The following is a 22,607-nucleotide window of genomic DNA, read 5'->3' on the forward strand; positions in this document are numbered from 1 at the left end:
ATACCTCCTTGAAACAGGACCTGTTCGATTCTACCAATACGTGCTCTAGCTCCTTTTGCTCTTTTGCCACCCGCCAGCACGTTTCCTTTTCTTATTCAACGATAATCGTCGTGTGAACTTCTCCTGGATAATAGCTGTCGACTACTTTTTCTGATAGGGAAAAATCGCATTGAGCAGCGATTAGGTACGTTCCTGCCGGCAAGATAAGATCCGCTTCCGTATAAAATTGTTTCCAAAAATCGGCGTCAGGATCAGTAGGGGAGTAGCTGCCGCTTTTGGAAAACGGGTATTCCTTGGTCTCTCCTCGAATCAGCTTGGTTGACGCTAGTTCGGTCGTATTCGCACCTTCCATAGTTAGTTTCTTACCGTCTGTCAAAGAAAACACAATGTAAGTCCGAGGCCCCCATAAGGTTATGAAGTCGTTGTCTCCTACGTAGGTAAGAGAAGTGGAGTACTGGATGGGTTCGCCTACTTTGAACTTTGTCTTTTGTATGTTCAGCTTCATCTCAAATTGATCATCTTTGTGCACAAGCTTCGGCTCGTCCATCCTCTTCTTAACAATCGGATCCAACGTCGGTTGGGGCGCCTTCCCATTCTCGTTACTGCAGGCTGCGAACATTAGCGCTAACACCAGTACAAGAACCTTCATTCTCGTGATCCTGTTCATTTAGACACTCCTAAGGGAAGCCCTCGATTGTTTGTAATGATTAGACGTGTGCGGAGGAAGAAAGGTTCCACAATCGTTCCCTCTCGTTCAAACATCCTGCCCATTCGTCGAAAAAAGGCAGCCGTTCGCTTGCTCGGCTGCCTTTCCTGGTATGTTCGGTTTCCGTTAGTTAAACTTTAAGGGAAAGACCTCTTGCCACTTTTCATTTGTGTAACCGATTTTCCACTCGTCAGCTAGAAAAGCAGGGGACAAATGAAGGTTATAACAAGCTCTTTGTCATATGTATGTCATGCGGTTCTTTACGAAACAGCTCTTCGTCCACTTCGGACGTAACAGAAGAACCAAGGCTGGAATAAAATTTTACCGCAGACTCGGTTTCGGTGGACGATATATAGAGTTGGGAAGCCCCTTTTTCCACCGCGACTTGGCTTAATTCATGGAAGATTCGGCTTCCAATTCCTTGTCTGCGATACTTTCTTGATACATACATAAGGTCTAACTGAAGCTGATTGTTATCATTGCCCCTGAATTTGTGAGCCAGCACGCCGAAGCCGACCAAGGTTTCCCCATCATATGCCCCAAAAGCAGTACCGCCGTTCCTTAGTTCATATTCGTATCTCTCTATGATTTCCCGGTAATGTGCTTCATCCCAATTCGGGCATTCATGGGGGAGGCTCCTCTCCAGAAGCTTCCCGTCCAGGCATTCATATATCATCTCAATGGTTTCGGAACGGTCAATATCCCGAATCCGATAAGAGTCTTCTAACTTCATTTCAGTTATGGAAATCATGCATTTGCCCTCCACTGGAAAAGTATCGTGAGGCCGGGTATGGTCCTGCAAACCCAGCTAAATCCGCCTTCCGCCGTGTTTATAGCCTCTTTCTTTATTCTTTCTCATCTTGTTTTCAATAGCAGCAGCGAGATCCAGATTGTATTCGCCGCATGCATTAAAAATTCTTATACAAACATCCGCTAACTCCTCCGTAATGTTGGACCACATAACATCTTCGGGATCTTTTCTATAGGCCTCAAGCGCTTCCGATAGCTCGGAATGCATAAGAGCAATTAAGGTTCCAAATTCTCTTTTTTCCTCATGCCATCCATTTTGTTTTGCTATTTCATACGCTTCCAGGCAAAGTTTTTGAATGGTTTGGTTATCGATTGCATCCGTATCCATGTAGTCATCTCCTGCGTCAAATTGTCAGTATGTACTCAAACCCGCTGCTAATCCTTGTTTTCTTCCTTACACGTCGACTTAATCCACACTGGCTAAAGATGCTTCGTACAATTGTACAAAGCACATGACCAACCATTGTTCCTGTTCGTAAGAATGGTTAAAGAGGTATTATCGATATGTGTTTTCTTGAACTGTTCCGGGAAAAGATGCTGTAAGGACAAGCCAATGAAAGCCCCGTGACTTACAACCAGAATCCTCTTATCGGCATGTGCTGCAATCTGTTCTTCGAGAAAAGTTAGTCCACGCCTGGCGACCATACGGAACTCTTCCATCCCAAGATCTTGCTCTCGCCAATCAGCCCCCCAGCGAGCGACGCGTTCTTCCTCGGTCGTGCCCTCAATGATTCCACAATCAATTTCTCTAATACGTTCATCCGTCAATATCGCGTCTAACCCCAGAGAATTCCGAATGATCTCAGCCGTTTGCTTATTTAGCTCTCGTCAGATTACTGGAGAAAAGAATGTCCCACTCTTCTCCGGAAAGCCGACCGGCCAATGCAAGAGCCTGCTTAGTTCCTTCTTCATTTAGAGGGATATCGGATATGCCTTGAGCCTTGCCAAGATGATTCCATCCGGTTACTCCGTGTCGGATGAGTCCTACTGTGGTTGCCATTGCCGCCCCCCCAAATCCCTTTTACCTAACGTTACCTTACGGATATGGAAATTCCTAGGGGGAGATTCAGTTTCCCATCGAAATCGCACTGTTGTTCAGCAATACGGAAAAAGCGACGGATCGAATCCATCGCTTCGCCTCATGCTTGTTCGTTTAGCCCCCGTTGCCTTTGCTCTTACAACTCCATGTCTCTGGATCGGCGGCCAGCTGTTCGCCTGTCTCCAGATATTTGACCTCATGGGGCTGATTGGCTTCATAGGGGAGGAACCAGATATAGGGGACTCCTTTCCGGCTGGCATAGCGAATCTGCTTGGCCAGCTTTGCGGCTTCCGGATAAACCTCCGTATTCATCCCTCTGGTGCGGAGAGAATTCGCTACCTGAACCGCTTCCGCATACCGATCCTCGGAAGGCAGACTGACCAGAACATCCGTTGGCGACTGTCTGGTCCCGGTCAGCTTGCCCTCCGCGAACAGCTTCCCCAAAATTCTCGTTAACCCGATCGAGATGCCGACGCCCTTTAGGTTCTTATCGATGAAGGAGCCCGCGAGATTGTCGTAGCGGCCGCCAGAGCAGATGCTGCCGAGCTCCGGGTAGTCCAGCAAGGCGGATTCAAAAACCGTTCCGGTATAATAATCAAAGCCCCTGGCAATGGACAGGTCTGCCACAACGTCGCTCTGCTGGGCATCGCTTAAGGCATCCATGACGACGGCCAGCTCCGCTAATCCTTCCTGCAGCAGATCGCTTTGCACCCCTAATCCATTCACCATGTCCACGAACGAGCGGTCCGCCGCTTTGATGCTGGCTAATTTCAAGCAGCTCGCGGCTAATTCCTCGGAAAGGCCGCATTCGTTCTGAAGAGCGGCAAGTACCCCTCCCGAACCTAGTTTATCTAACTTGTCTACAATGCGGATGATCGGAGTCGCATCCACAATCCCTAACCCTGCGTAATAGCCCTGCAGGATTTTCCGGTTATTCAGACGGAATTGAATTCGAATCCCGAGCTCGGAGAAGATCCCAAGCATAACCCGTACGACCTCGGCATCGTACCGTAAGGTGAGGGACCCTTCGTTGATGACGTCGATATCGCATTGATAAAACTCCCTGTATCTCCCGACCTGCGGCCGTTCCCCTCGCCATACCTTCTGGATCTGATACCTCTTGAACGGAAAGACAAGCTCCCCGTAATGCTGGGCGACATACCGGGCAAACGGGACCGTCAGGTCATAATGCATCCCGAAACGCGCCCCATCCCCGTGCTCGGCATGCAAACGCTGCATGACATATATCTCCTTATCGATCTCTCCTTTTGCAGTCAGAACGTTCAGTTCCTCGACCGAAGGGGTTTCCACGGAACAGAAGCCAAAGGATTCGAACCCTTTCCGAATCGTGTCCAACCAGGCGAGCTCGATCGCACGTTGTTCCGGGAGCCATTCGGGAAACCCCGAGAGCGGCTGCGGGCGATAAATTCTTTTCTTATCCATACCTCATCCTCCTCGAATTAGAAAATAAAAAGAGCCATGCAGGTAAAAAACCTACATGACTCTTAAAGTCCGCAGGCCCAACGCGCAATAGCGTTTGCACCTACGGAATTGGTTCCGTGATACAAACGCTTATCGATGGTGATGGGCCAAAGCGGTCATAAGAACTAGCATGGAGAAAAACCCCTTTTGGAGAATTACGGTTGATTATACGTTCCGTAACTATAAAAGTAAAGGATGCCTTTGTAAGCTAAGCTACCTGTTCGCTAGGCTTTTAAACATGTATCGGATTCCTTTCCCAGCCAATGGTTCATCTGCATACCTCGGGATGACATGGAAATGGGAGTGAAGTATGTGCTGTCCTCCTATTGCGCCGCAATTCCAGCCCAGGTTGTAGCCTTGCGGTTGATAAAGTTCATCCATATATGCTTTGGCAGCAAGGAGGAGGGATTGGGTTGCCTCCCACTCCTCAGCAGTGAGGTCAAATGCGGTTTCTCTATGCTGTTTAGGCACGATCACACCGGCTCCTTCAAGTGGACTCCCCTTCACCCGTGACTCTTCAAGCTGTAGAAACATACAATATTCGTTCTGGAAAACGACCGTTTGAGAAGGCTCTAATTCCAGATTGCAAAAAACGCAATTCGTATCCATCTCCATAGCTCCTTTACTATGCTCATAGATAAACTTTAAACAAAACTACATCAAAAGGAGGAGGTTTGTTTAACCGCAGACCATTGGATGAGCGGTTCCTGTTCGTCATCAGCAGTCACGGCTCCTACCCAAAGATCTGTCTCGTCGGGATGTTCGAGGTAATGCTGAAGGGTAAAGCGGATCGCTTTTGAAACCTTAAGGGTTAAAAGTTCCTCCTTCGGAATCCAAAACAAGTCTCCTTCGTCGGAGGGGATAAAATTTCTATGAGTTGTCTCGCCAAAGTAAACGTATTGCTGCCGAATTTCCCCATTGCCAATTTCAATCAGAATGTATTTGAGCTTGAAGTTTTCTAGTTCGTCCTTTTTAAAGCCGGTCTCTTCTTCAATTTCCCTGTAGCTTGCTTTCATCGGGACATTCAATTCCTCATACTCAAGATGGCCGCCGATGCCGCCCCAAAACTCGAAAGGGAAAATTTTGCTTCTGTCCTTCTTCATCATTAAGACATCTTCTTGGTGGATCAAAAAGGCGGTTGCCATTTGCCTGATTTCCATAGCATGGCTCTCTACAAGATCAGTCTTAGTCTCCAGAGTTTTTCCTCCTTATAAACGGGTTGGGTCCATTCGTATCTTGCCTGTTAGCTGAAAAAGCTGTCTTAGCCGGCCGCCCGGTTTCCAGCTTGATTCGGATAAGTTGCTCAAATGAATGGTCCATCAGGCAATCGGGGTGCCATTTTTAACGGGTGCGTCTGGTCTTAGTAAGACAACATCGCCTTCCTCTGGAATTCCTCCAATGACCAACACCTCAGAAGCAAAACCAGCGATTTTCCTGACCGGAAAATTGACGATAGCGGCTACTTGACGGCCAACCAGCTGTTCCGGTTCATATCTTCTCGTGATTTGAGCGGAGGAGCGTTTGATCCCGAGTTCACCCAAATCAATCTCTAATTTGAAAGCAGGCTTCCGTGCTTCCGGAAAGGGCTCCGCTTTTATGACCGTTCCGATTCGGATATCCAGCTTTAAAAAATCTTCAATAGTCGCCATCGTGAATCTGTCCCCTTTTTCTAGATAATAACGAGCAGTCTGCGGTTTGAAAAAATTTACATTCCATCAACCGACGCAGACTAAGAAGCCTGATTATACTATTTTTCATCACCATCGGAGTGGGAAAAAATCCGTTAAACGCAACGATCCTTGCCGACGCCGAGCCCAATCCGCCAAAAACAAACAGCCCGTCATGGCTTGATGCCAAGACGGGCTGTTTGTTCAACGGCCGCGAATTGCAGATTCCCCTAGCGGTTAGCGGGTTCCCTAAATGTTTTAGAGGACCGGTCCGGCAGGCCTGTGGTTCGTGCTAAGCGGGCTGAGCTTTAGGGCAGATCCTTGTTCACATTGTTCAAGCTCGCCGGGTAGTCGTCCATCTTGTCCGAGCTGGTCATGCGCTCGTCTTCTACGCGGTGCTTGGTTTTCGCGTAATCGCTGTTGCGGATTTTGCCGGTTTCTTCTTCCTTGCCGCTTGGTTTGCGGTCGTCTGTCATGGGCATCTCGCCTCCTTTGGATTCCGCGTTCACGGATATGCTGCCTGTAGTCTGGCACGGGGAGGAGGAAAATATTCCAGAAGGGGCTCCCGCGAAAGGTGGGATGTCAGGTACAATAAGTAGGTATTAACCAGTGGTCTTTTTTATACATAGGAGAGGTGGAAGGTATCGTGTTGAAACCATTGCCGCAAACATGGGATTTGGAAAGATTCTTCCGGGGCGGCAGCGAATCCCCGGAATTCGCAGCCTATTTGGAGGAGCTGGCTAGAGAGGCCGAAGCGTTCCGCGCCCGCGCGGAGGCGGCGGTGCCGCCGGCATCCGTCCAGGAAGCGGGGGAGCTGGGTGCTCTGCTGGAGCAGATGCAGACGCTTCAGATGAAGATCCGCCAGGGGGGTGCCTTCATCAGCTGTCTGGGCGCGCAAAACCAGGCGGACCGCGGGGCGGTTTCCCTCGGCGGGAAGCTGAATATGATTCAGGCGCAATTCCAGGCCGGCGTGAACCGGTTCGATTCGCTGCTCGCGGGGATGGACGATGCCCGCTTCGCCGAGCTGCTGCAGCAAGAGCCGTGGCAGGCGATCGCCTTCAATCTGGAGGAGCGCCGCAGCCAGGTGCGTGACAAGATGGCGCCGGAGCTTGAAGCGCTGGCCGGCGATCTTGCCATCGACGGCTACCATGCGTGGAGCTCGCTGTACGATACGATCGTCAAGCAGATCCAGATTCCGTATGAACAGAACGGCAAGACCGTCCTGTTGTCCGCCGGTCAATTCGCCAACAAGCTCAAGGAAGCCGACCGCGAACGCCGCGCCGCTCTGTTCACGGAGTGGGAGGAAGCGTGGGCGGACCAGGCGGATTTTTGCGCCGATGCGCTGAACCATCTCGCGGGCTTCCGTCTGCAGCTGTACAAGCACCGCGGCTGGGATTCTGTGCTGCGGGAGCCGCTTGAGATTAACCGGATGTCGCAAAAGACGCTCGATACGATGTGGAGCGTCATCGAAAAGAACAAGCCGGTGTTCTTCCGCTATCTGGAGCGGATCGCCTCCATGCTTGGCGTGGAGCGCCTGTCGTGGCACGATCTGAACGCCCCGATGGAGGGCAAGCAGATGGACACGTCGTACGACGAAGCGGCCGAGCTGATCGAGCGTCAGTTCCGCAAGTTCTCGCCGCAGCTGGCGGACTTTGCGGTCCGCGCATTCGAGGACGGCTGGATCGAAGCGGAAGACCGTGCCGGCAAACGCCCGGGCGGCTTCTGCACCGCCTTCCCGGTCAGCCGGGAAAGCCGCGTGTTCATGACGTACTCGGGCGCGGGCAACATGTCCACGCTCGCGCACGAGCTCGGCCATGCGTTCCATCAGGACGTCATGGGCGACGTGCCGCCGCTGTCCCAGCGCTACGCGATGAACGTGGCCGAGACGGCCTCGACGTTCGCGGAGATGATCGTGGCTGACGCCGCGCTGCAGCAAGCCGAGACGAAGGAGCAAAAGCTGTTCCTGCTCAAGGACAAGATCCAGCGGGCCGTTACGTTCTTCATGGATATCCATACGCGGTTCCTGTTCGAGACCCGGTTCTACGAGGAGCGCAAAAACGGGCTGGTCAGCGTGGAGCGGCTCAACGAGCTGATGGTTCAAGCGCAGAAAGACGCGTACGGCGGCATGCTGGACGGCTACCATCCGCATTTTTGGGCGGCCAAGCTGCACTTCTTCAAGACGGGCGTGCCGTTCTACAACTTCCCGTATACGTTCGGCTTCCTGTTCTCGTCCGGCATCTACGCGATCGCGCTGGAGGAAGGCGATTCGTTCGAAGACCGGTACATCGCGCTGCTGCAGGATACCGGCCGCATGACCGTCGAGCAGCTGGCGCAGAAGCATCTCGGCCAGAATCTAGAGGAGCCGGACTTCTGGCAGCGGGCGGTCGATCTGTCGATTGAGGATGTGCGCCAGTTCCTGGAGCTGACGGAGGGCAAGTAAGGCTCCGCGGCCCTTTCCCTCCAGCCGCTGTTGCCGCCAGATTCCTTGAATGAGACTAGTAAGGTTGGAATCCGGCGGCAAAGGCGGACGTAGACTCTTCCGGTGAAAGGGCCTCTCCGCTGGAGGCTTTTCGCGGGGAGGCTCGGGAAGAATCGGGCTCCGCGGCCCTTTCCCTCCAGCCGCTGTTGCCGCCAGATTCCTTGAATGAGACTAGTAAGGTTGGAATCCGGCGGCAAAGGCGGACGTAGACTCTTCCGGTGAAAGGGCCTCTCCGCTGGAGGCTTTTCGCGGGGAGGCCTGAGAAGAAGCATAGGAAGCCAGCGAGGGCGGCCGAGAGGCCGCTCTTTTGGCCGTGGGCGGGCGGAGGAGGGGCCGTAACTGGAACTTGCCTCCGCGGTATAGTACACTGATGGCACAACGTTCTAGAGGAGGGCCGATTATGCAGCAATCAGACAAGCAAGAGGCGGCGAACAGGCAGCTTCAGCTCGCTACGTTCGCGGGAGGCTGCTTCTGGTGCATGGTGTCGCCGTTCGAGGAGATGCCGGGGATCGAGAAGGTCGTCTCCGGCTATACCGGCGGACATACGGAGAATCCGACCTACGAGGAGGTTTGCTCGGATACGACGGGCCATTACGAAGCGGTCCAGATCACCTTTGACCCCGATGTATTCCCGTATTCGCGGCTGCTGGAGCTGTTCTGGCAGCAGATCGATCCGACCGATCCGGGCGGGCAGTTTCACGACCGCGGGTCGTCCTACCGGACGGCGATCTTTTACCATAACGAGGAGCAGAAGCAGGAGGCGGAGGCGTCCAAACAGGAGCTCGGCGCAAGCGGCCGGTTCGACCGCCCGATCGTGACCGAGATTCTGCCGGCCGGGCCGTTCTACCCCGCCGAGGACTACCACCAGGGGTACCACCACACGAACCCGCTCCGGTACAAAATGTACCGCAAAGGCTCCGGCCGCGACGCGTTCCTCGAGAAGCACTGGAACCGGCCGGAAGACCGGGAGAAGCTGCGCAGCCGACTCACGCCAATGCAGTACCACGTTACGCAGGAGAACGGAACCGAGCCGCCGTTCCAGAACGAATTCTGGGACCACAAACGCGAGGGCCTCTACGTGGACATCGTATCTGGCGAACCGCTCTTCAGCTCCAAAGAGAAGTTTGATTCGGGCTGCGGCTGGCCGAGCTTCACCGAGCCGCTCCAGTCCCATGCCGTCAAGGAAAAGGCCGACTTCAGCCACTTCATGGTCCGGACCGAGGTGCGAAGCTCCGGATCGGATTCCCATCTGGGCCATGTGTTCAACGACGGCCCGGGGCCGAACGGACTGCGGTACTGCATCAACTCGGCCGCTCTCCGGTTCATCCCAAAGGAGGACTTGGAGAAGGAAGGCTACGGCGCGTATCGAAAGCTGTTCGAATAGGCGCAGGTGAGGCCGATGGGCTGGCTCCGTTCGGCCTTGCCGGTAACCCACCGAGCCCCGGTCTAGCAGCATCCCGGCCAAGAACGGTGCGGCCGAAACTTGCGATTTTCCACAACCACAAGCTCTGCATCAGGCAGCCGGACGGGTCCGGCTGCCTGATTTTGTTCCAAGCAGGCCGATAGGCTGGCGCCGCAGGTAACGGAGAGAATAGCCCCTTGCTTTTCTCGTGGAGCTGCGTATAATAAACAAACAAAACTTTCAAACAGTCGATGACTGGGACAGTACGTATTGACGAGAGTCCAAGCGAGCCGGGTTGGTGGGAGCCGGTACGGAGTCAATAGGGAAGCGGCCCCACGAGACGGCCCTCCGAACCGCGAGTAGGGAGGCCCGGTCCAGACCGTTATTCTGTTCGAGCGGCCGATCCGTGACGGATTGGCAACAAGAGTGGTACCGCGAGCGCATAAGCCCTCGTCTCTTTAATTAGAGACGAGGGCTTTTTTGGTGCAGCCGCAAAACCAAAAAAATAGAACCAGAGGAGGAACGTTTATGATTCGTACAGCCTTAAGCAGTGCCATCGGGCAGGCGGTGCGCGCTCTGCTCGAGGAGCAGGGGCTTCCTGCCGACACGCTGCCGCCGATCGTCATCGAGCAGCCGACGCAGCCGGAGCACGGCGATTATGCCGCATCGGCCGCGATGCAGCTGGCCCGGACGCTCCGGCAATCTCCCGTACAGATTGCGGAGCGGCTGAAGCGGAAGCTGGAGGAAACGAAGCTGCTTGGCGATCTGGTCGAGCGGATGGAGGTCGCGCCTCCGGGCTACCTCAATATGTTCCTCCGCTGGGAAGCATGGGCGGACGCCGAGTGGACCATTCCCGAGGCGGGAGGCGCCAAGGTCGTGGTCGAGCATACGTCCATCAATCCGAACAAGTCGGCGCATATCGGGCATCTGCGAAACGCTTGTATCGGCGACGCGCTGGTGCGTCTGTTCCGCCGGACCGGCTGCCGCGTCGAGGTGCACAACTATATCGACGATCTGGGCAACCAGCTCGCCGATACGGTCGTGGGTCTCTTGGATCTGCCTTACCAAAGCGGGAGCAGGCGATTCGGGGATTACTGCTGGGACTTGTACGCCCGCCTGAATAAAGCCTACAAGCACGATGCGAAGCTGCTGGCCCGCCGGACCGAGGTGCTGCATGCGCTGGAGGAAGGGAGCTCGAATACTGCCTGGATCGGCCTGCTCGCGGCGGAACGCATCGTGGCGGAGCATCTGGCGGAGATGGCCGCCTTCGGCATCCGCTACGACCTGCTCGTCTGGGAGAGCAGCATCGTCAGGGAGGGCTTCTGGACGGCGGCGTTCGCCCTGCTTCAGCGTACGCCTCTCTTTGTGAAGGAAACCGAAGGCAAGCTCGCGGGCTGCTGGGTACTGAGACCACCCGGCCGGGCGAGGGGCCCGGAGAACGACGAAAGCGCGCACAGCGAGGACAAGGTGCTCGTCCGCTCGAACGGCATCCTGACGTATACCGGCAAGGACATCGCCTACCACCTGTGGAAGTTCGGGCTGCTTCCGCGAGACTTTGCCTACCGGCAGCAGGCGGAGACGCTCTGGTCCACGCAGACGTCCGGCATGCCGGCGATCGTACCGGCGGACGCCCCGGCGGGCGGGAGCAGGACTTTCGTAGAAAAGGAGGTGGGACCGGCTCAGGACGGGCATGGGCCGGCGTTTGGCCGGGCGGACCTCGTCGTGAACGTCATCGACTACCGACAAGAATATCCTCAAGCTATGGTCAAGCAGGCGCTGGAGGCGCTCGGTTACCAACAGCAGGCCGAGGCGCTGCGCCATGTCAGCTACGGCGTTGTCTCGCTCAGTCCCAAAGCGGCAGCCGCCCTCGGAATCGATACGACGGACGGCCGCTCCTCCTACGCCATGTCGGGGAGACAGGGCATCGGCATCAAGATTGCCGAGCTGCTTGACCGGATGGAAGAGGTGATCGAGCAAAAGCGGGCCGGGGCGGCGGGAGCGGGACTGTCCAGCCGCGCGATTGCGGCCGCCGCGATCCGCTACTACCTGCTTCGGTTCAGCCTGCAGACCGAGGTTGTCTTCGATCTCGAGCAGGCGACCGAGCTGACCGGCAATACCGGCGTCTACTTGCTCTACACGCACGCCCGCGCATGCAGCCTGCTGGACAAAGCGGGTGGGAATACCGTCCTCCCCAAGACCCGGCCGGACCGCTTCCCGCCGCTTGAGCGGGCAGAGACCGCCGTCCTGCGGCAGCTGGCCGAATGGCCGGACCGGCTGCATGCCGCAGCCCGGGACCTGACGCCGCATACGCTCTGCGCCTACGCTTACGAGCTGGGCACGCTGTTCAATCACTTTTACGCGGCCTGCCCGATCCTCAAAGCGGACGGGGAACACAGGGCGTTTCGCCTGTGGCTGACGGACAGGGTCCGCGAGACGCTTGCCGACGCGCTGCATGTGCTGGGGCTCCCGGCCCCGGAGCGGATGTAGGACGAAGTGCCGCGGAGCGGCGCAGCAAGTGCCCTTGCTCCCGGGTGTGTCCCGCTCGGTCCGAGAGCGTCCCGCCCGGTGCGGCGGCCTCCGGTCAAGCCTTGGGCCGCCGGGGGCTGTGGCGGCGGGGAGCTTCGCCGCTCAGCCCGTTCCGTTTACCGCTCCCGCAAAAAGGGTATGTTGGGAGTAGAACAGCGGCCGGCGGAGAGCCGCCGCCGAGGACATGGACAAGTCGGCGCGAATGCCTCATCATTAGAAGGGCCGGGGCCCAAACAGGCTCCCGGCCGCTCGTATTCCATGGAGGTCAGACATGAAGACAAGATATATGGCAAGCGCATCTCTAGCAGTCATGGGGGCCGGTTTCCTGGCCACCTTGCTCCTGCCGGACAACAAATGGTCGGATCTGCTGCACGGCGGCTTCGAGGCCGGACTGGTCGGCGGCATCGCGGACTGGTTCGCCGTCACGGCGCTGTTCCGGCATCCGCTTGGGCTCAAGATTCCCCATACGTCACTGCTCCTCAAAAACCGCGACAAAATCGTCGCGTCGCTGATCTCGGCGATGGAGGAAGAACTGCTGAACAAGAAAAGCATCACGGAGAAGCTTAGCCGGCTGCGGCCGCTGCAAAGTGCCGGCACCTTCGGTCGGAAGCTGCTGCGCCAGCGCCGGATGCGCGAAAGCATGCTGGAGTTCGCCGAGGCTCTCGTGCGGAGAATCCCGCTCGAAGAGCTGACGGCGCAGCTGCAAAAAGCGCTCGCCGGCTACGCGCGGAACAAGGAGCTGCGGCCGCTGGCCGAACGCGCCGCAGGCTTCGTCCGCAGCGAGGGCTGGGACGAGCGGGCATTCGACTACGTGCTGGAGCAGGGGACGAATTGGGTGCTGCAGCCCGACACACGGCAGATGCTCGGGCAGATGGCGCATGCGCAGCTGTCCCAGTCCCATTTTGGCGGGATTATGGGGTTCGCGGTGCAGGCGTTCGCCGGCTTCATGAAGGAGGACCAGCTCGGCACGACGCTGCAGCAGCTGATCTACTCCGCCCTCCAGGAGCTCACCATTCCGGGCAACCAGAACCGGGAGCGGCTGCTGCTCGAGATCCGCTCGCGGCTTCAGCAGCTGGCGCAGGACGAGGCGCTCCTCGCCCGCGGCCATGCCTGGCTCGTCGCCAAGGCGGAGTCGCCGGAGACATCGGCGATGCTGGGCCGGCAGCTGGAGGCGCTGCGAGACCGGCTGCTCGAGGCGCTCGAGCGGGAGCGGCAGGCGGGCGGCAAGAGAGTCTTCCGCGCCTACCGCTATGTCGTCCGCAAGCTGACGGGCGAACCGGAGCTGGTGGAGGACTGGAACGGCCGCATCGTGGCCGCGATGGTCAAGCTCGTGGAGCAGAACCATTACCGGATCGGACTGCTCGTCAAGGACAATCTGGACAAGCTGGACGATGCGACGCTCGTCGCGATGCTGGAGGAGAAGGTCGGCGGGGATCTGCAGTGGATTCGCGTCAACGGCGCGATCTGCGGGTTCCTGATCGGCCTCGTGCTGACCGTCATCGGCTGGATGGGGTAAGCGCCTATCCGCCGGCAGCCGCTAAAGACGCTCGAAACCAAAAGAAGGCACCTTCGCCACGTGCGGCAGGTGCCTTCTTTTGGTTATGCGTGCGCTGCGGGAATCGTGGGGGCGGGCGGGACGTCTTCCCGCTCCTGCCGCTCTTCCTTCCAGACGAGCTCACGGTAGACCGAGCCGCGGGCCAGCAGCTCCTCGTGCGTGCCGCTCTCGGCAAGGCGTCCGCGGTCAAAGACGAAGATGGCGTCCGCGTTGCGAATCGTCGACAGCCGGTGAGCGATGATGAGCGTCGTCCGGCCGGCTCGCAGCCGGTCCAGCTGCTGCTGGATGCGGCGCTCGGTCTCGAGATCGAGCGCCGACGTCGCCTCGTCGAGGATGAGCACCTCCGGTTCCCCGAGCAGCGCCCGCGCCAGGGCGAGCCGCTGCTTCTGGCCGCCGGACAGCGTGACGCCGCGTTCCCCGATCACGGTGTCGTAGCCGTCCGGGAGCGCGGCGATGACGTCGTGAATCTGCATCGCTTGGCAGACGCTTGTGAGCGTCTCCTCGGAGACGCCTTCGCGTCCGAGCAGCAGGTTGGCCCGGATTGTATCCGGGAAGAGGTACGGCTCTTGGAAGACGATGGTGACCCGGCTCATCCAGTCCTCTCTAGCCCAGTCGGACAATGGACGGCCGTTCACCGTCAGCTGCCCCGCGCCGGGCTCGTGGAACCGGACCAGCAGCTGGGCAAGCGTCGACTTGCCGCCGCCGCTGCCTCCGACGAACGCGAGCTTGCGGCCGACCGGCAGCTCGAGCCGGACGTCCCGGAGCACGGGTTCGAGCCCCGAGGCGTAGGAGAAGGTCACCCCGTCGAGCCGGAGGGAGGCGATTGGTCCGGAGAGCGGTTCGCCATCTGAAGCGAGCGATTCCCCCTCCAGGTAACCGCGCAGCCGCTCCACCGACGACAGCTTGGCCGAGAGGCCGAGCGCATACTGGTACAGGCCGTGGAACGATTCCAGGAACCGGTTCGTGAACTGATAGGTAATGACGAACATGCCGATGGAGACGCTGCCGCTCAGCACCAGGTGCCCGCCGTAAAGCAGGACGGCCAGCACGGCCCCCCAGCGGAGCGGCTCGATGACGGCGAGCTGGCGGTTGATCAGCTTGCCTTCGGTCATGACGGTGTCGTAATAGGCGCCATACCGGCGGTTGTACTCGTCGTCCTCCCAGGCCTGCCGGTGGAACGCGACCACCTCCCGCGTCGCGGACACGCCCTCCTCCAGATGGACGAGGAGCGCCGAGCGGCTTCGGTTGACGGCTCCTGCCGCTTCCTTGCGCTGCTGGGGGAATTTGCGTCCGAGCACCAGATACAGCAGGCTAAAGGCGGCGACCGCCGCCAGGATGCCGGGGCCGGCGAGGAAGAGGACGACGAGCAGGACGACCACGTTCGTCAGCTGCTGGAACAGTCTGGGCAAGTCCCCGCCGGCTGTATTCGCGGCGGTCGTCAGGTCGTTCGTGAAGTGGTAGACGTAGCTTGCGGTTCTCTCCTTGCGCAGGAGACCGATCGGGATTGCATAGAGCCGCTGCATCAGCTGCCTCGCCAGCCTGGCCCGTACCCGGGCGACCGTCAGGTGGATGACGTGAGGGCCGAACGTGAACAAGAGAGAGTATCCCGCATAAGCGAGCCCGATCAGCAGCAGCGTCGGGACGAACCGATCCACCTGTCCGCCCAGCAGGACATCGTCGATCATTCGCTGCTGGAGGCCGACCTGGGACAGGAAGGCGAGCGATTCCAGCGTCATGAGAAGAGTGGCGCCGAGAAGCAGCAGCCTCGACCCGGCGAGCTGCTTCCACAGCCATCGCAGATTAGACATGGAGAGCCTCCTTCCGTTCTTCCCTGCCTTCGAGAAGCCGGCGGAAAGGACCGTCCGTCCCGCTCAGCTCGGCATAGGTCCCGAACTGGGCGACTCGTCCCCGCTTGAGCACGGCTATCGCGTCGAACTGGCTGACGGTGGACAGCCGGTGCGCCACCGCGACGACGGTTCGACCGATGAACAGCCGGTCCAGCGCCTGCTGCACCTCATGCTCGCTCGCATTGTCGAGCGCCGAGGTCGCTTCGTCCAGCAGCACGACCGACGGGTTCTTGACGAACATGCGGGCGATGGCGATCCGCTGCTTCTGCCCGCCCGAGAGCCGGACGCCGCGCTCGCCGACGAGTGTGTCGTAGCCATCCGGAAGCTCCTGAATGAACGGGTGCGCATAGGCGGCTTTGGCCGCCTCGATGACTTCCTCGTCGGTCGCCTCGGGCCGCCCGAACCGGATATTCTCTTTGACGGAAGCTCCGTACAGATACGTTTCCTGGAAGACATACCCGAGCGGACCGCGCAGCGTTCCGAACGCCAGCCGGTCGATCGGAACGCCGTCCAGCAGGATGCGGCCCTCCTCGGGGTCGTAGAAGCGGCCGATCAGCTTGAGTGCGGTCGATTTGCCGCAGCCGCTTTCGCCGACAAGCGCGACCCGCTGCCCGGGCTGGATCGTCAGCGTCAGGCCGTTCAGCACCGGCTGGCCGTCTTCGTACTGGAACCGGACGTCCTCGAACCGGATTTCGCCCCGGACCTCCGGCAGGGGAAGCGGGCGGTCCGGCTCCGGGACGGTCGGCTCGGTGCGCATGAACCGGTACAGCCGCTCGGCTTGGTACATGAGCACCTTTTGCTCCGTAATGTTGGTGATGACGGACGTCAGCCGGTGCATGGCGGTGAAATAATACAGCAGAAACGAGATGAACGCCCCGACAGAAAGCGCGCCTTGGTTGATGAGCCAGTAACCGTAGATGAAGAGGACGATGGCTCCCGCAAAATAAGACAGCCGCCGGTTGGTGCCCCGCCAATAGGCGAACCAGTACGTGCGGATCATGCTCCGGTTGAAGGCGGCGACCTTCTCCTCGTAGCGGGACAAGTCCCAGCGCTCCGCCGAGAAGGCGCGCAGCTCGGCGGCCGCCGACACGCTCTCGTACACCTTTTGGTTCTCGGCGACTCGATTCGCGGCCATTTCCTTGCCGCTGAGCGAGGCCTTGCGCTCCAGACTGGGGCCAAAGATGTAGTAGAGCAGCAGTCCCGGGAGGACGATGAGCGTCAAGCCGACATGGGTGGAGGCCATCATCGCGAGAGATAACACCGAGAAGATCAGCCCGTCGATCATCCAGGGGAACCCCTGCCGGTACATCGTCTGAATCGCCGCTACCTCAGTGTTCAGGAACGACAGCGTCTGGCCGACCGGCGTCCGCTCAAAATGGGCAAACCCGAGCTTGCGGAGATGACGGAAAATCGCATGCTGAAGATCGCGGGCCGCCCGCTCCTGCACCGACCGGCCCAGGAGATTCTGCAGCATCTCCGCACCGATTCGGACTGCAAACGCGGCGCCGAGGAGAGCCGTCAGCCAGTAGTAGCCGGAGCGGTCCCGGCTCGGGAGCAGGACGTCTAGGAAATGCTGGATGAACTTGGGGACGGCCAGCTCGATCCCCGAGACGAGCGAGGTGGTCAGAACGAGCAGCGCGAAAGTCCGCCAATACGGCTTGAGAAAAGAAAGCGCCCACAAATAAACGGACCACAGCCGGCTGCTTGAGCCGGAATCGGGTGAGGGGGTCGACAAGGGCAGTCCTCCTTTTCTTTTATTCGGATATGCTGGTATATTCTAGCAAACGGACCTGGGCGCGTCTATCCTTATCGTGCCTGACCACCGTCGTGAGACGCCGAGCACCGCCCGCAGGGAGCTTCGCGCGGCGCGGAACTCGCCCGGTTATGCCGCCTCCGCCGCCCGCAGAAGGGAAAAATCGGCTTGAGCCAAACTGTCCTCTAGCCGGTGCCGCAGACGAGGAGCATAGTGGGGAAAACAAAGTTTGCGGCAGCTTCCGGCCGGACTTACGTGAGCCGGCGGGAGGATGCGGAGGAGGAAAAACGAGGATGGTCACATTGCGCGAAATTACCCGGGACAATTGGTTTGCCGTCGCCCGTCTGCAGGTGACGGAGGAGCAGAGCCGGCTGTTCACCGCTCCGGTCGTCTTCTGGCTGGCGGAGTCGAAATACGAGACCGGGTTCCGTCCGGTCGCGGTGTACGAGGACGAGACGCCGGTCGGCTTCGCCGTCTATGTCGTCCACGAGGACGGGACCGGAGAGATCGAGGCGGTCATGATCGACCAGCGGCATCAGGGCCGCGGGCACGGGCGGGCCGCGATGGAGCAGCTTGTCGGCCGGCTGCGGGACCGGTATGGCTGCCGGGAGGCGGTTCTGAGCCACCGCACCGCCAATTACCCGGCCGCCCGGCTGTACGAGTCAATGGGGTTCCGGGCTCTGGGCGGGGAGGAGGGCGTCGTGGTGCGCAGACTCGCGCTCTAGATGGCTGAGCGGGCCCACGGGGGAAGGGCGGAGAGAGGCCAAGTGGGCTGCTTCGCGGAGAAGAGACGTCGCAAGAAAAAACAGCGCCTGGAGGGGCGCTGTCTCTTCATGTGGATGGCTAGGCTTAATATCCTCGCAGCCGGGAGGTCGATTGGTAGACGTCCTCCGACCGGTCTTCCGCCGGCCGCAGCTCCGCTCCCAACAGCGTGGTGGCAGCGCCGTTCAGCCGGATTTGCGAAGCGGTAAAGATACTGAAGGGCTTTGCCTGCCCGAGCGCCACATTGCGCACGACGGTCGTGATCTCCTGCTTCTCTCCGCTTTCGTTGGTCAGCTGGAGCCGCAGCTCGACGTCCGTCCTCTCGTACGGGCTTGCGACCAGTGCGAACGTTCCCTCGAGTGCGATGCGCGGCGCGGAGGCGGGCTCCAGACGGATCGGATTGGGCGTCACGCCGAACAGGAAGCGCCCGGCCGTATCCGTCATCTCCAGCGGGAGATCGTCCTGCACACGCAGCCAGCCGTCCCCGGTCCAGGTCTCTACATGGATCCAGTCGCCGGCCCTTTCGAAGCTGCGTACGGTTTGGGGACTAAGCGCGCCGAGGATGGGGGCGGAATCGAACGGGTAGGCATGGAAGGACGTAACCCGGCCTAGGGTGTAGTCCTTTTCCTCCCGTTCCAGGGAAGCTGGCATATGCAGCGACGGATTGATCCAAGCGGATCCGTCCGGTGTCCCGATCCGGTACCAGACTGAATTCTCCCCCCGGTATACGGTGTCGGGTTGCACCGTCCCCGGCGCAAGCATGCCCCGGATGGGCAAGTACGAATAGGTGTGCAAATACATGCCCGGGAGGCCGGCGTCCGGCGAATCGGCCACTTGCTCGAACAGAAGGGTGTAACGATCCAGCGTTAGCGGCTCCTCTGCGGGTGCAAGCGGCGACAGGTAGCGGTCCGGTACGATCCAGCGCTTGCCCTGCCAGGTGTCGATGCGGACCGCCTTGTACTGCCAGTCCTGCAGGCCTTCCTCCTGATCGTAGAGGTAGGCGACGGCATCGGCGTGCACCCGCTGCGGGCTGATCCGGTACGGCGTCTCCTCCTTATCGGAGGGGGAGCGGTACAGCGGCTCCTCGTCATAGAGGAGCAGGTCAAAAGACTGGGGTACGACCGAGCCTTCGTAACGGATGCTCGGCGAGATCCACTTGGGCCCGAGCCAGGTGTTCACCTGGTACCAGTCGCGGCCGGACATCGTCCGCTGGGCAAGGACGGCCATCGACTGGGGGCCGACGGCTCCGGAGGCCCCTGCCTTCGAATTGGGCTCGTCATAGAGAGGCAGATCCTCGACGATCGTCACGTAGGCGGGCAGGGGCGGTTCTTCGGCCGCTTGGCCGGCTACAGGCGCACACAGAGCACCCAGCAGGATGGCCGCGGACAGGAGAGGGATGGACAGATATTTTCGTTTCATGACGCTCCTCCGTCTTTCCATTAACTTCCTAACATTGGACGCGCGGCGGAGCAAAAGGTTGCTGTCTGTCTTCACCCGGTCGGGAACTCTCTATCCGAATACGTTCTCCCTCAGGCATGGGGCCGGAGGGAGAACGCATGCCGCTAGACCGAAGTGGTGGTTTCGGATGCCGGAGCTTTGCGTCCGGCCAAGAACCAGAGAACGACGGGCACGAGAAGCAAGGAGAGGAAGCCTCCCGCGAGGGAGAGAACGGCATAGCTTGAATGCGCGACGACCATCCCGGATAGGGCTCCGCCCGACGCTCCGGCCAGCGCGACGAGCACGTCGAGCGTTCCCTGCGTTTTGGCGCGGGTCGCGGGAGAGGTGGCGTCGATGATCAGAGCCGTGCCGCTGATCAGGCCGAAGTTCCAGCCGAGCCCGAGCAGAGCAAGGGCCGCCACCAGACTCCATAACGAATCGGCGGGAGCTGCCGCCGCGACCGTGCCTGCCGCGAGCAGAATGACGCCGGAGGCGATCGACATCGTCGTCCGCCCGAGCTTGTCGACGAGCATCCCCGTCACGAGAGAGGGCAGATACATGGCGCCGATGTGAATGCCGATCACGAGGCCGACGTCGCTCAATCCGTGGCCATGGTTCTTCATATGAGGGGGCGTCATCGTCATGACGGCCACCATGACGATTTGGGTGAGCACCATGACGGCCGTCCCGACCAGCACGCCCCGGTTGCGGAAAGGCTGCCCCGCTGCCGCGCCGGATGCGCTGCGTTCACCGCTCTCGGCTTCGGCGATCGCCTGAGCGACGAGAAGCGGGTCCGGACGGAGGAGGAGCAGGAAGATCAGGCCTGCGAGCAGGAACGCCGTGCCCGCCAGCAGGAAAGGCCCGGCCAGTGCCGGAATGCCGAGCGAAGTGGCGAACCGGCCCATCGGCTCGACCAGGTTCGGGCCGGCGACGGCGCCGAACGTCGTCGACACCATGGCGATGCTGACCGCCGTCGCCCGCTGGGCGGGCTTGGCGAGGTCGGTGCCGGCATAGCGGGCCTGCAGATTGGTGGCCGTACCGGCGCCGTATACGAGCAGCGAGGCGAACAAGAGGGCGACGCTGCCCAGGACGGCGGCCAAGACGACGCCCGCCGCTCCCAGGCCGCCCGCGAGGAAGCCCGCGGCGAGCCCGTACCGTCGCCCGAGACGCTGCGACAGCCGCCCGACGAGCAGGGCGGCCGCCGCGGAGCCGAGCGTGATGAGGGCGGAGGGGATGCCGGCGAGGCTCTCGGTGCCGAGCATATCCTGGGCGAGGAGAGCGCCGACGGTGACGCCGGCCGCGAGGCCAGCTCCGCCGAACATTTGCGAGAAGACGACGATGGCTAAAGTCCGTTTGTACAATCGGCTTTGCAGCTCCGGCGCATGGACGTATTCGCCCGGATCGCTTGCAAGCTTGCCGCTGGGTCTGTGAGGCATCGGCGGAACCACCTTTCTCTCTATGGAGGGATATGATGTACGAATACATCCAGTATAGGGCAGCGGTTCTGCGATACAAGACCCAAACTTGCTTCTAGCAAAGATTCAGGGGGAGGGAGAGCCGGCTACGGCTCCCGGAAGGCAGATGGGACTCACATGGGCGAGGAAGTGGCAGGCATCCGGGGTGCTACGCTCCGCGAGACCGGCGCTCCCGGCGGCGTTCGATCCAGCGCGACAGCCAGCGCGGTACGCTTAGATACAGATAGAAGAGAAGCATACCGTAAAGGAAAGGGTCGATGTAGGCGAAGAGAGAAACGTCCTGCTGGCGCATGACCCAGAGGAGGAGCAGTTGAACGGCAAACAGGCCGAACACGACGGAGGAAGAGAGCTTTTTCGCGGGACGGTACGTCTCGTAACGGGTTCGCACCCTGGGCCACAGGAAGAGGAAAAGGAGCAAGTAGAGCATCGTCAGCAGCAAGGGCCATAGTCCGCTCGAGAGCCGGCAGGCGAGCCAATAGACCGGCAATGGGTGAAATGCCTCGGCTGCGTAAGCCCATTCGGGTTTGGGACGGAGCTGCACAATCCGGCCTCCTTTCGCAAGCAGGGGAGAAGCGGATTTCGTCGGATCCGGGCGGTATCAAGGGAAACGACCCGTTCCCCGCCTGTTTATTATCTATAGACCGTTTGGGAAGAGGAATAGTTTGCTTGGGGGCTCAAGTTTCGGCTTCAGGTTTGACGTGCGTGCCCATCAGGAGCTGAAATTACGGGAGCAAGAGAAAGAAGGGGAGGATACGGCGATGGAGACGGACTTTACTACAATCGACTATTTGAAAGAAGGCGGGGCCAGGCAGCGGGAGGCCTACGACGAGCTGACCCGTCTCGGGCTGATGGAGGCGCTGGCGTCCCATAAGCCTCTGCTGGCCGGTACCATTCCGCTCGGCATTGACCTGCTGGGCAGCGATCTGGACATTCTCTGCGAGGTGTACGATTTCGACCGGTTCGAGAAGGAAGTGCGCGAGTTTGCCGGTGGACAGCCGGCGTTCCGCTGCTCGCGGCGGACGGTGAACGGCATGCCTCGGTTCGTCGCTAGCTTCCAGTCCGGCGTATTCCCGGTGGAGATCTTTGCGCAGCCGCTTCCGACGACGAGCCAGAACGGCTACCGGCATCTGGTAGTCGAGCATCGGCTGCTGCTGCGGATGGGGGACGCCGGGCGCCGCACCGTCCGGAGGCTCAAGGCGGCGGGACGAAAGACGGAGCCCGCGTTCGCCGAGCTGCTCGGGCTGGAGGGCGATCCGTATGCCCGGCTGCTGGAGCTGGAGCGCTGCACGGACGCCGAGCTGGACGAGCTTGTCGAAGGGGCCCGAAGCAAGTGGAGTTAGCATCGCCGGGAACGTTCAGCTTCAAGGAATCTTTCCCTTGTTTTCCAGAAAAGGAATGCCTATAGTGGATGAGCTTAATGTGGAATCGAAAGGGAGGGTCTAGTATTCGAGGCATGTTCGTGTCGTTTTGGGAAGCGGCTCGCACACTGTACGAGGTGGAGCGCAGGCCGGTGCTTGTCCTGGCTGTAGCGGGGCTGTTGTCCGTGCCGCTCGTGCCGGCCGAGCTGTGGGCCGTCCAGCTGCTGGTCGACCGGATGAGGGAATGGCAGACAGGCGCTTCGCTCGCCCCGCTTGTCACCGCGGCTCTCTGGCTGGCGGGGCTTCTCA

The 22,607-nt window shown here is 59.6% G+C and carries 21 protein-coding genes and 1 other annotated feature; of the genes, 6 read left to right on the top strand and 15 right to left on the bottom strand.

Annotated elements, in window-relative coordinates:
* Positions 1-91: 91 nt before the first annotated feature.
* From KJS47_RS11280 to KJS47_RS11320, 10 genes are all read right to left on the bottom strand, one after another.
* The gene (locus KJS47_RS11280; RefSeq protein ID WP_213525162.1) at positions 92-667 is read right to left on the bottom strand and encodes a hypothetical protein; all 576 of its coding nucleotides are present in this window, start codon (positions 665-667) and stop codon (positions 92-94) included.
* A 259-nt stretch (positions 668-926) separates the two neighbouring features.
* Positions 927-1,457 (bottom strand): GNAT family N-acetyltransferase, encoded by a 531-nt coding sequence (locus KJS47_RS11285; protein ID WP_213525163.1) that lies wholly within the window; start codon positions 1,455-1,457, stop codon positions 927-929.
* Between the two features lie 57 nt (positions 1,458-1,514).
* Entirely contained in the window at positions 1,515-1,844 is a 330-nt protein-coding gene (locus KJS47_RS11290; RefSeq protein WP_213525164.1) for a MazG nucleotide pyrophosphohydrolase domain-containing protein, read from the bottom strand.
* A gap of 92 nt (positions 1,845-1,936) precedes the next feature.
* On the bottom strand, positions 1,937-2,284 hold the full coding sequence (locus KJS47_RS24325) for a histidine phosphatase family protein (RefSeq protein ID WP_306433026.1): 348 nt from the start codon (positions 2,282-2,284) through the stop codon (positions 1,937-1,939).
* Positions 2,285-2,330: 46 nt separating this feature from the next.
* Positions 2,331-2,516, bottom strand: a complete 186-nt coding sequence (locus KJS47_RS24330) for a histidine phosphatase family protein (RefSeq protein ID WP_306433027.1) — start codon at positions 2,514-2,516, stop codon at positions 2,331-2,333.
* A 153-nt stretch (positions 2,517-2,669) separates the two neighbouring features.
* Entirely contained in the window at positions 2,670-3,998 is a 1,329-nt protein-coding gene (gene hisS, locus KJS47_RS11300; protein WP_213525165.1) for a histidine--tRNA ligase, read from the bottom strand.
* Between the two features lie 252 nt (positions 3,999-4,250).
* Entirely contained in the window at positions 4,251-4,646 is a 396-nt protein-coding gene (locus tag KJS47_RS11305; RefSeq protein ID WP_213525166.1) for an HIT family protein, read from the bottom strand.
* 50 nt (positions 4,647-4,696) lie between these two features.
* A complete protein-coding gene (locus tag KJS47_RS11310; RefSeq protein WP_249716311.1) occupies positions 4,697-5,197 on the bottom strand; it encodes an NUDIX domain-containing protein in 501 nt (166 codons plus the stop codon).
* A gap of 159 nt (positions 5,198-5,356) precedes the next feature.
* A complete protein-coding gene (csaA, locus tag KJS47_RS11315; RefSeq protein WP_213525167.1) occupies positions 5,357-5,686 on the bottom strand; it encodes a chaperone CsaA in 330 nt (109 codons plus the stop codon).
* A gap of 326 nt (positions 5,687-6,012) precedes the next feature.
* A complete protein-coding gene (locus tag KJS47_RS11320) occupies positions 6,013-6,180 on the bottom strand; it encodes a hypothetical protein (protein WP_213525168.1) in 168 nt (55 codons plus the stop codon).
* A 170-nt stretch (positions 6,181-6,350) separates the two neighbouring features.
* Between KJS47_RS11320 and KJS47_RS11325 the strand changes: the two genes are divergently transcribed.
* From KJS47_RS11325 to KJS47_RS11340, 4 genes are all read left to right on the top strand, one after another.
* A complete protein-coding gene (locus KJS47_RS11325) occupies positions 6,351-8,144 on the top strand; it encodes a M3 family oligoendopeptidase (protein WP_213525169.1) in 1,794 nt (597 codons plus the stop codon).
* A gap of 439 nt (positions 8,145-8,583) precedes the next feature.
* Positions 8,584-9,567, top strand: coding sequence for a peptide-methionine (S)-S-oxide reductase MsrA (gene msrA, locus KJS47_RS11330; protein ID WP_213525170.1), 984 nt, complete (start codon positions 8,584-8,586; stop codon positions 9,565-9,567).
* Between the two features lie 260 nt (positions 9,568-9,827).
* Positions 9,828-10,046, top strand: a binding site (T-box leader).
* 67 nt (positions 10,047-10,113) lie between these two features.
* Positions 10,114-12,072: an arginine--tRNA ligase gene (locus tag KJS47_RS11335; protein ID WP_213525171.1), complete on the top strand. Its 1,959-nt coding sequence runs from the start codon at positions 10,114-10,116 to the stop codon at positions 12,070-12,072.
* A gap of 310 nt (positions 12,073-12,382) precedes the next feature.
* Positions 12,383-13,627, top strand: coding sequence for a DUF445 domain-containing protein (locus KJS47_RS11340; protein ID WP_213525172.1), 1,245 nt, complete (start codon positions 12,383-12,385; stop codon positions 13,625-13,627).
* Positions 13,628-13,710: 83 nt separating this feature from the next.
* Here KJS47_RS11340 and KJS47_RS11345 read toward each other — a convergent pair whose 3' ends face one another.
* Positions 13,711-15,474, bottom strand: a complete 1,764-nt coding sequence (locus KJS47_RS11345; RefSeq protein WP_213525173.1) for an ABC transporter ATP-binding protein — start codon at positions 15,472-15,474, stop codon at positions 13,711-13,713.
* Entirely contained in the window at positions 15,467-17,248 is a 1,782-nt protein-coding gene (locus KJS47_RS11350) for an ABC transporter ATP-binding protein (protein WP_213525174.1), read from the bottom strand. The genes KJS47_RS11345 and KJS47_RS11350 overlap by 8 nt, the downstream gene beginning before the upstream one ends.
* Before the next feature lie 311 nt (positions 17,249-17,559).
* On the opposite strand from KJS47_RS11350, the gene KJS47_RS11355 reads away from it, so the two are divergent.
* Positions 17,560-17,991 carry a GNAT family N-acetyltransferase gene (locus KJS47_RS11355; protein ID WP_213525175.1) on the top strand — a complete coding sequence of 144 codons (432 nt, stop codon included), beginning with the start codon at positions 17,560-17,562 and terminating at the stop codon, positions 17,989-17,991.
* 124 nt (positions 17,992-18,115) lie between these two features.
* Here the strand turns inward: KJS47_RS11355 and KJS47_RS11360 are convergent, their stop codons facing one another.
* The 3 genes from KJS47_RS11360 to KJS47_RS11370 form a co-directional block, all read right to left on the bottom strand.
* Positions 18,116-19,447 carry a hypothetical protein gene (locus tag KJS47_RS11360; RefSeq protein ID WP_213525176.1) on the bottom strand — a complete coding sequence of 444 codons (1,332 nt, stop codon included), beginning with the start codon at positions 19,445-19,447 and terminating at the stop codon, positions 18,116-18,118.
* 143 nt (positions 19,448-19,590) lie between these two features.
* Positions 19,591-20,901: an MFS transporter gene (locus KJS47_RS11365; protein WP_213525177.1), complete on the bottom strand. Its 1,311-nt coding sequence runs from the start codon at positions 20,899-20,901 to the stop codon at positions 19,591-19,593.
* A 187-nt stretch (positions 20,902-21,088) separates the two neighbouring features.
* Complete coding sequence (locus tag KJS47_RS11370) at positions 21,089-21,481, bottom strand: hypothetical protein (RefSeq protein WP_213525178.1); 393 nt, start codon at positions 21,479-21,481, stop codon at positions 21,089-21,091.
* A 217-nt stretch (positions 21,482-21,698) separates the two neighbouring features.
* Between KJS47_RS11370 and KJS47_RS11375 the strand changes: the two genes are divergently transcribed.
* Positions 21,699-22,280: a DUF4269 domain-containing protein gene (locus KJS47_RS11375; protein ID WP_213525179.1), complete on the top strand. Its 582-nt coding sequence runs from the start codon at positions 21,699-21,701 to the stop codon at positions 22,278-22,280.
* The last annotated feature ends 327 nt before the right edge of the window (positions 22,281-22,607 follow it).

The organism is Paenibacillus sp. J31TS4, from assembly GCF_018403265.1.
In the GTDB taxonomy this organism is placed as follows: Bacteria; Bacillota; Bacilli; order Paenibacillales; family NBRC-103111; genus J31TS4.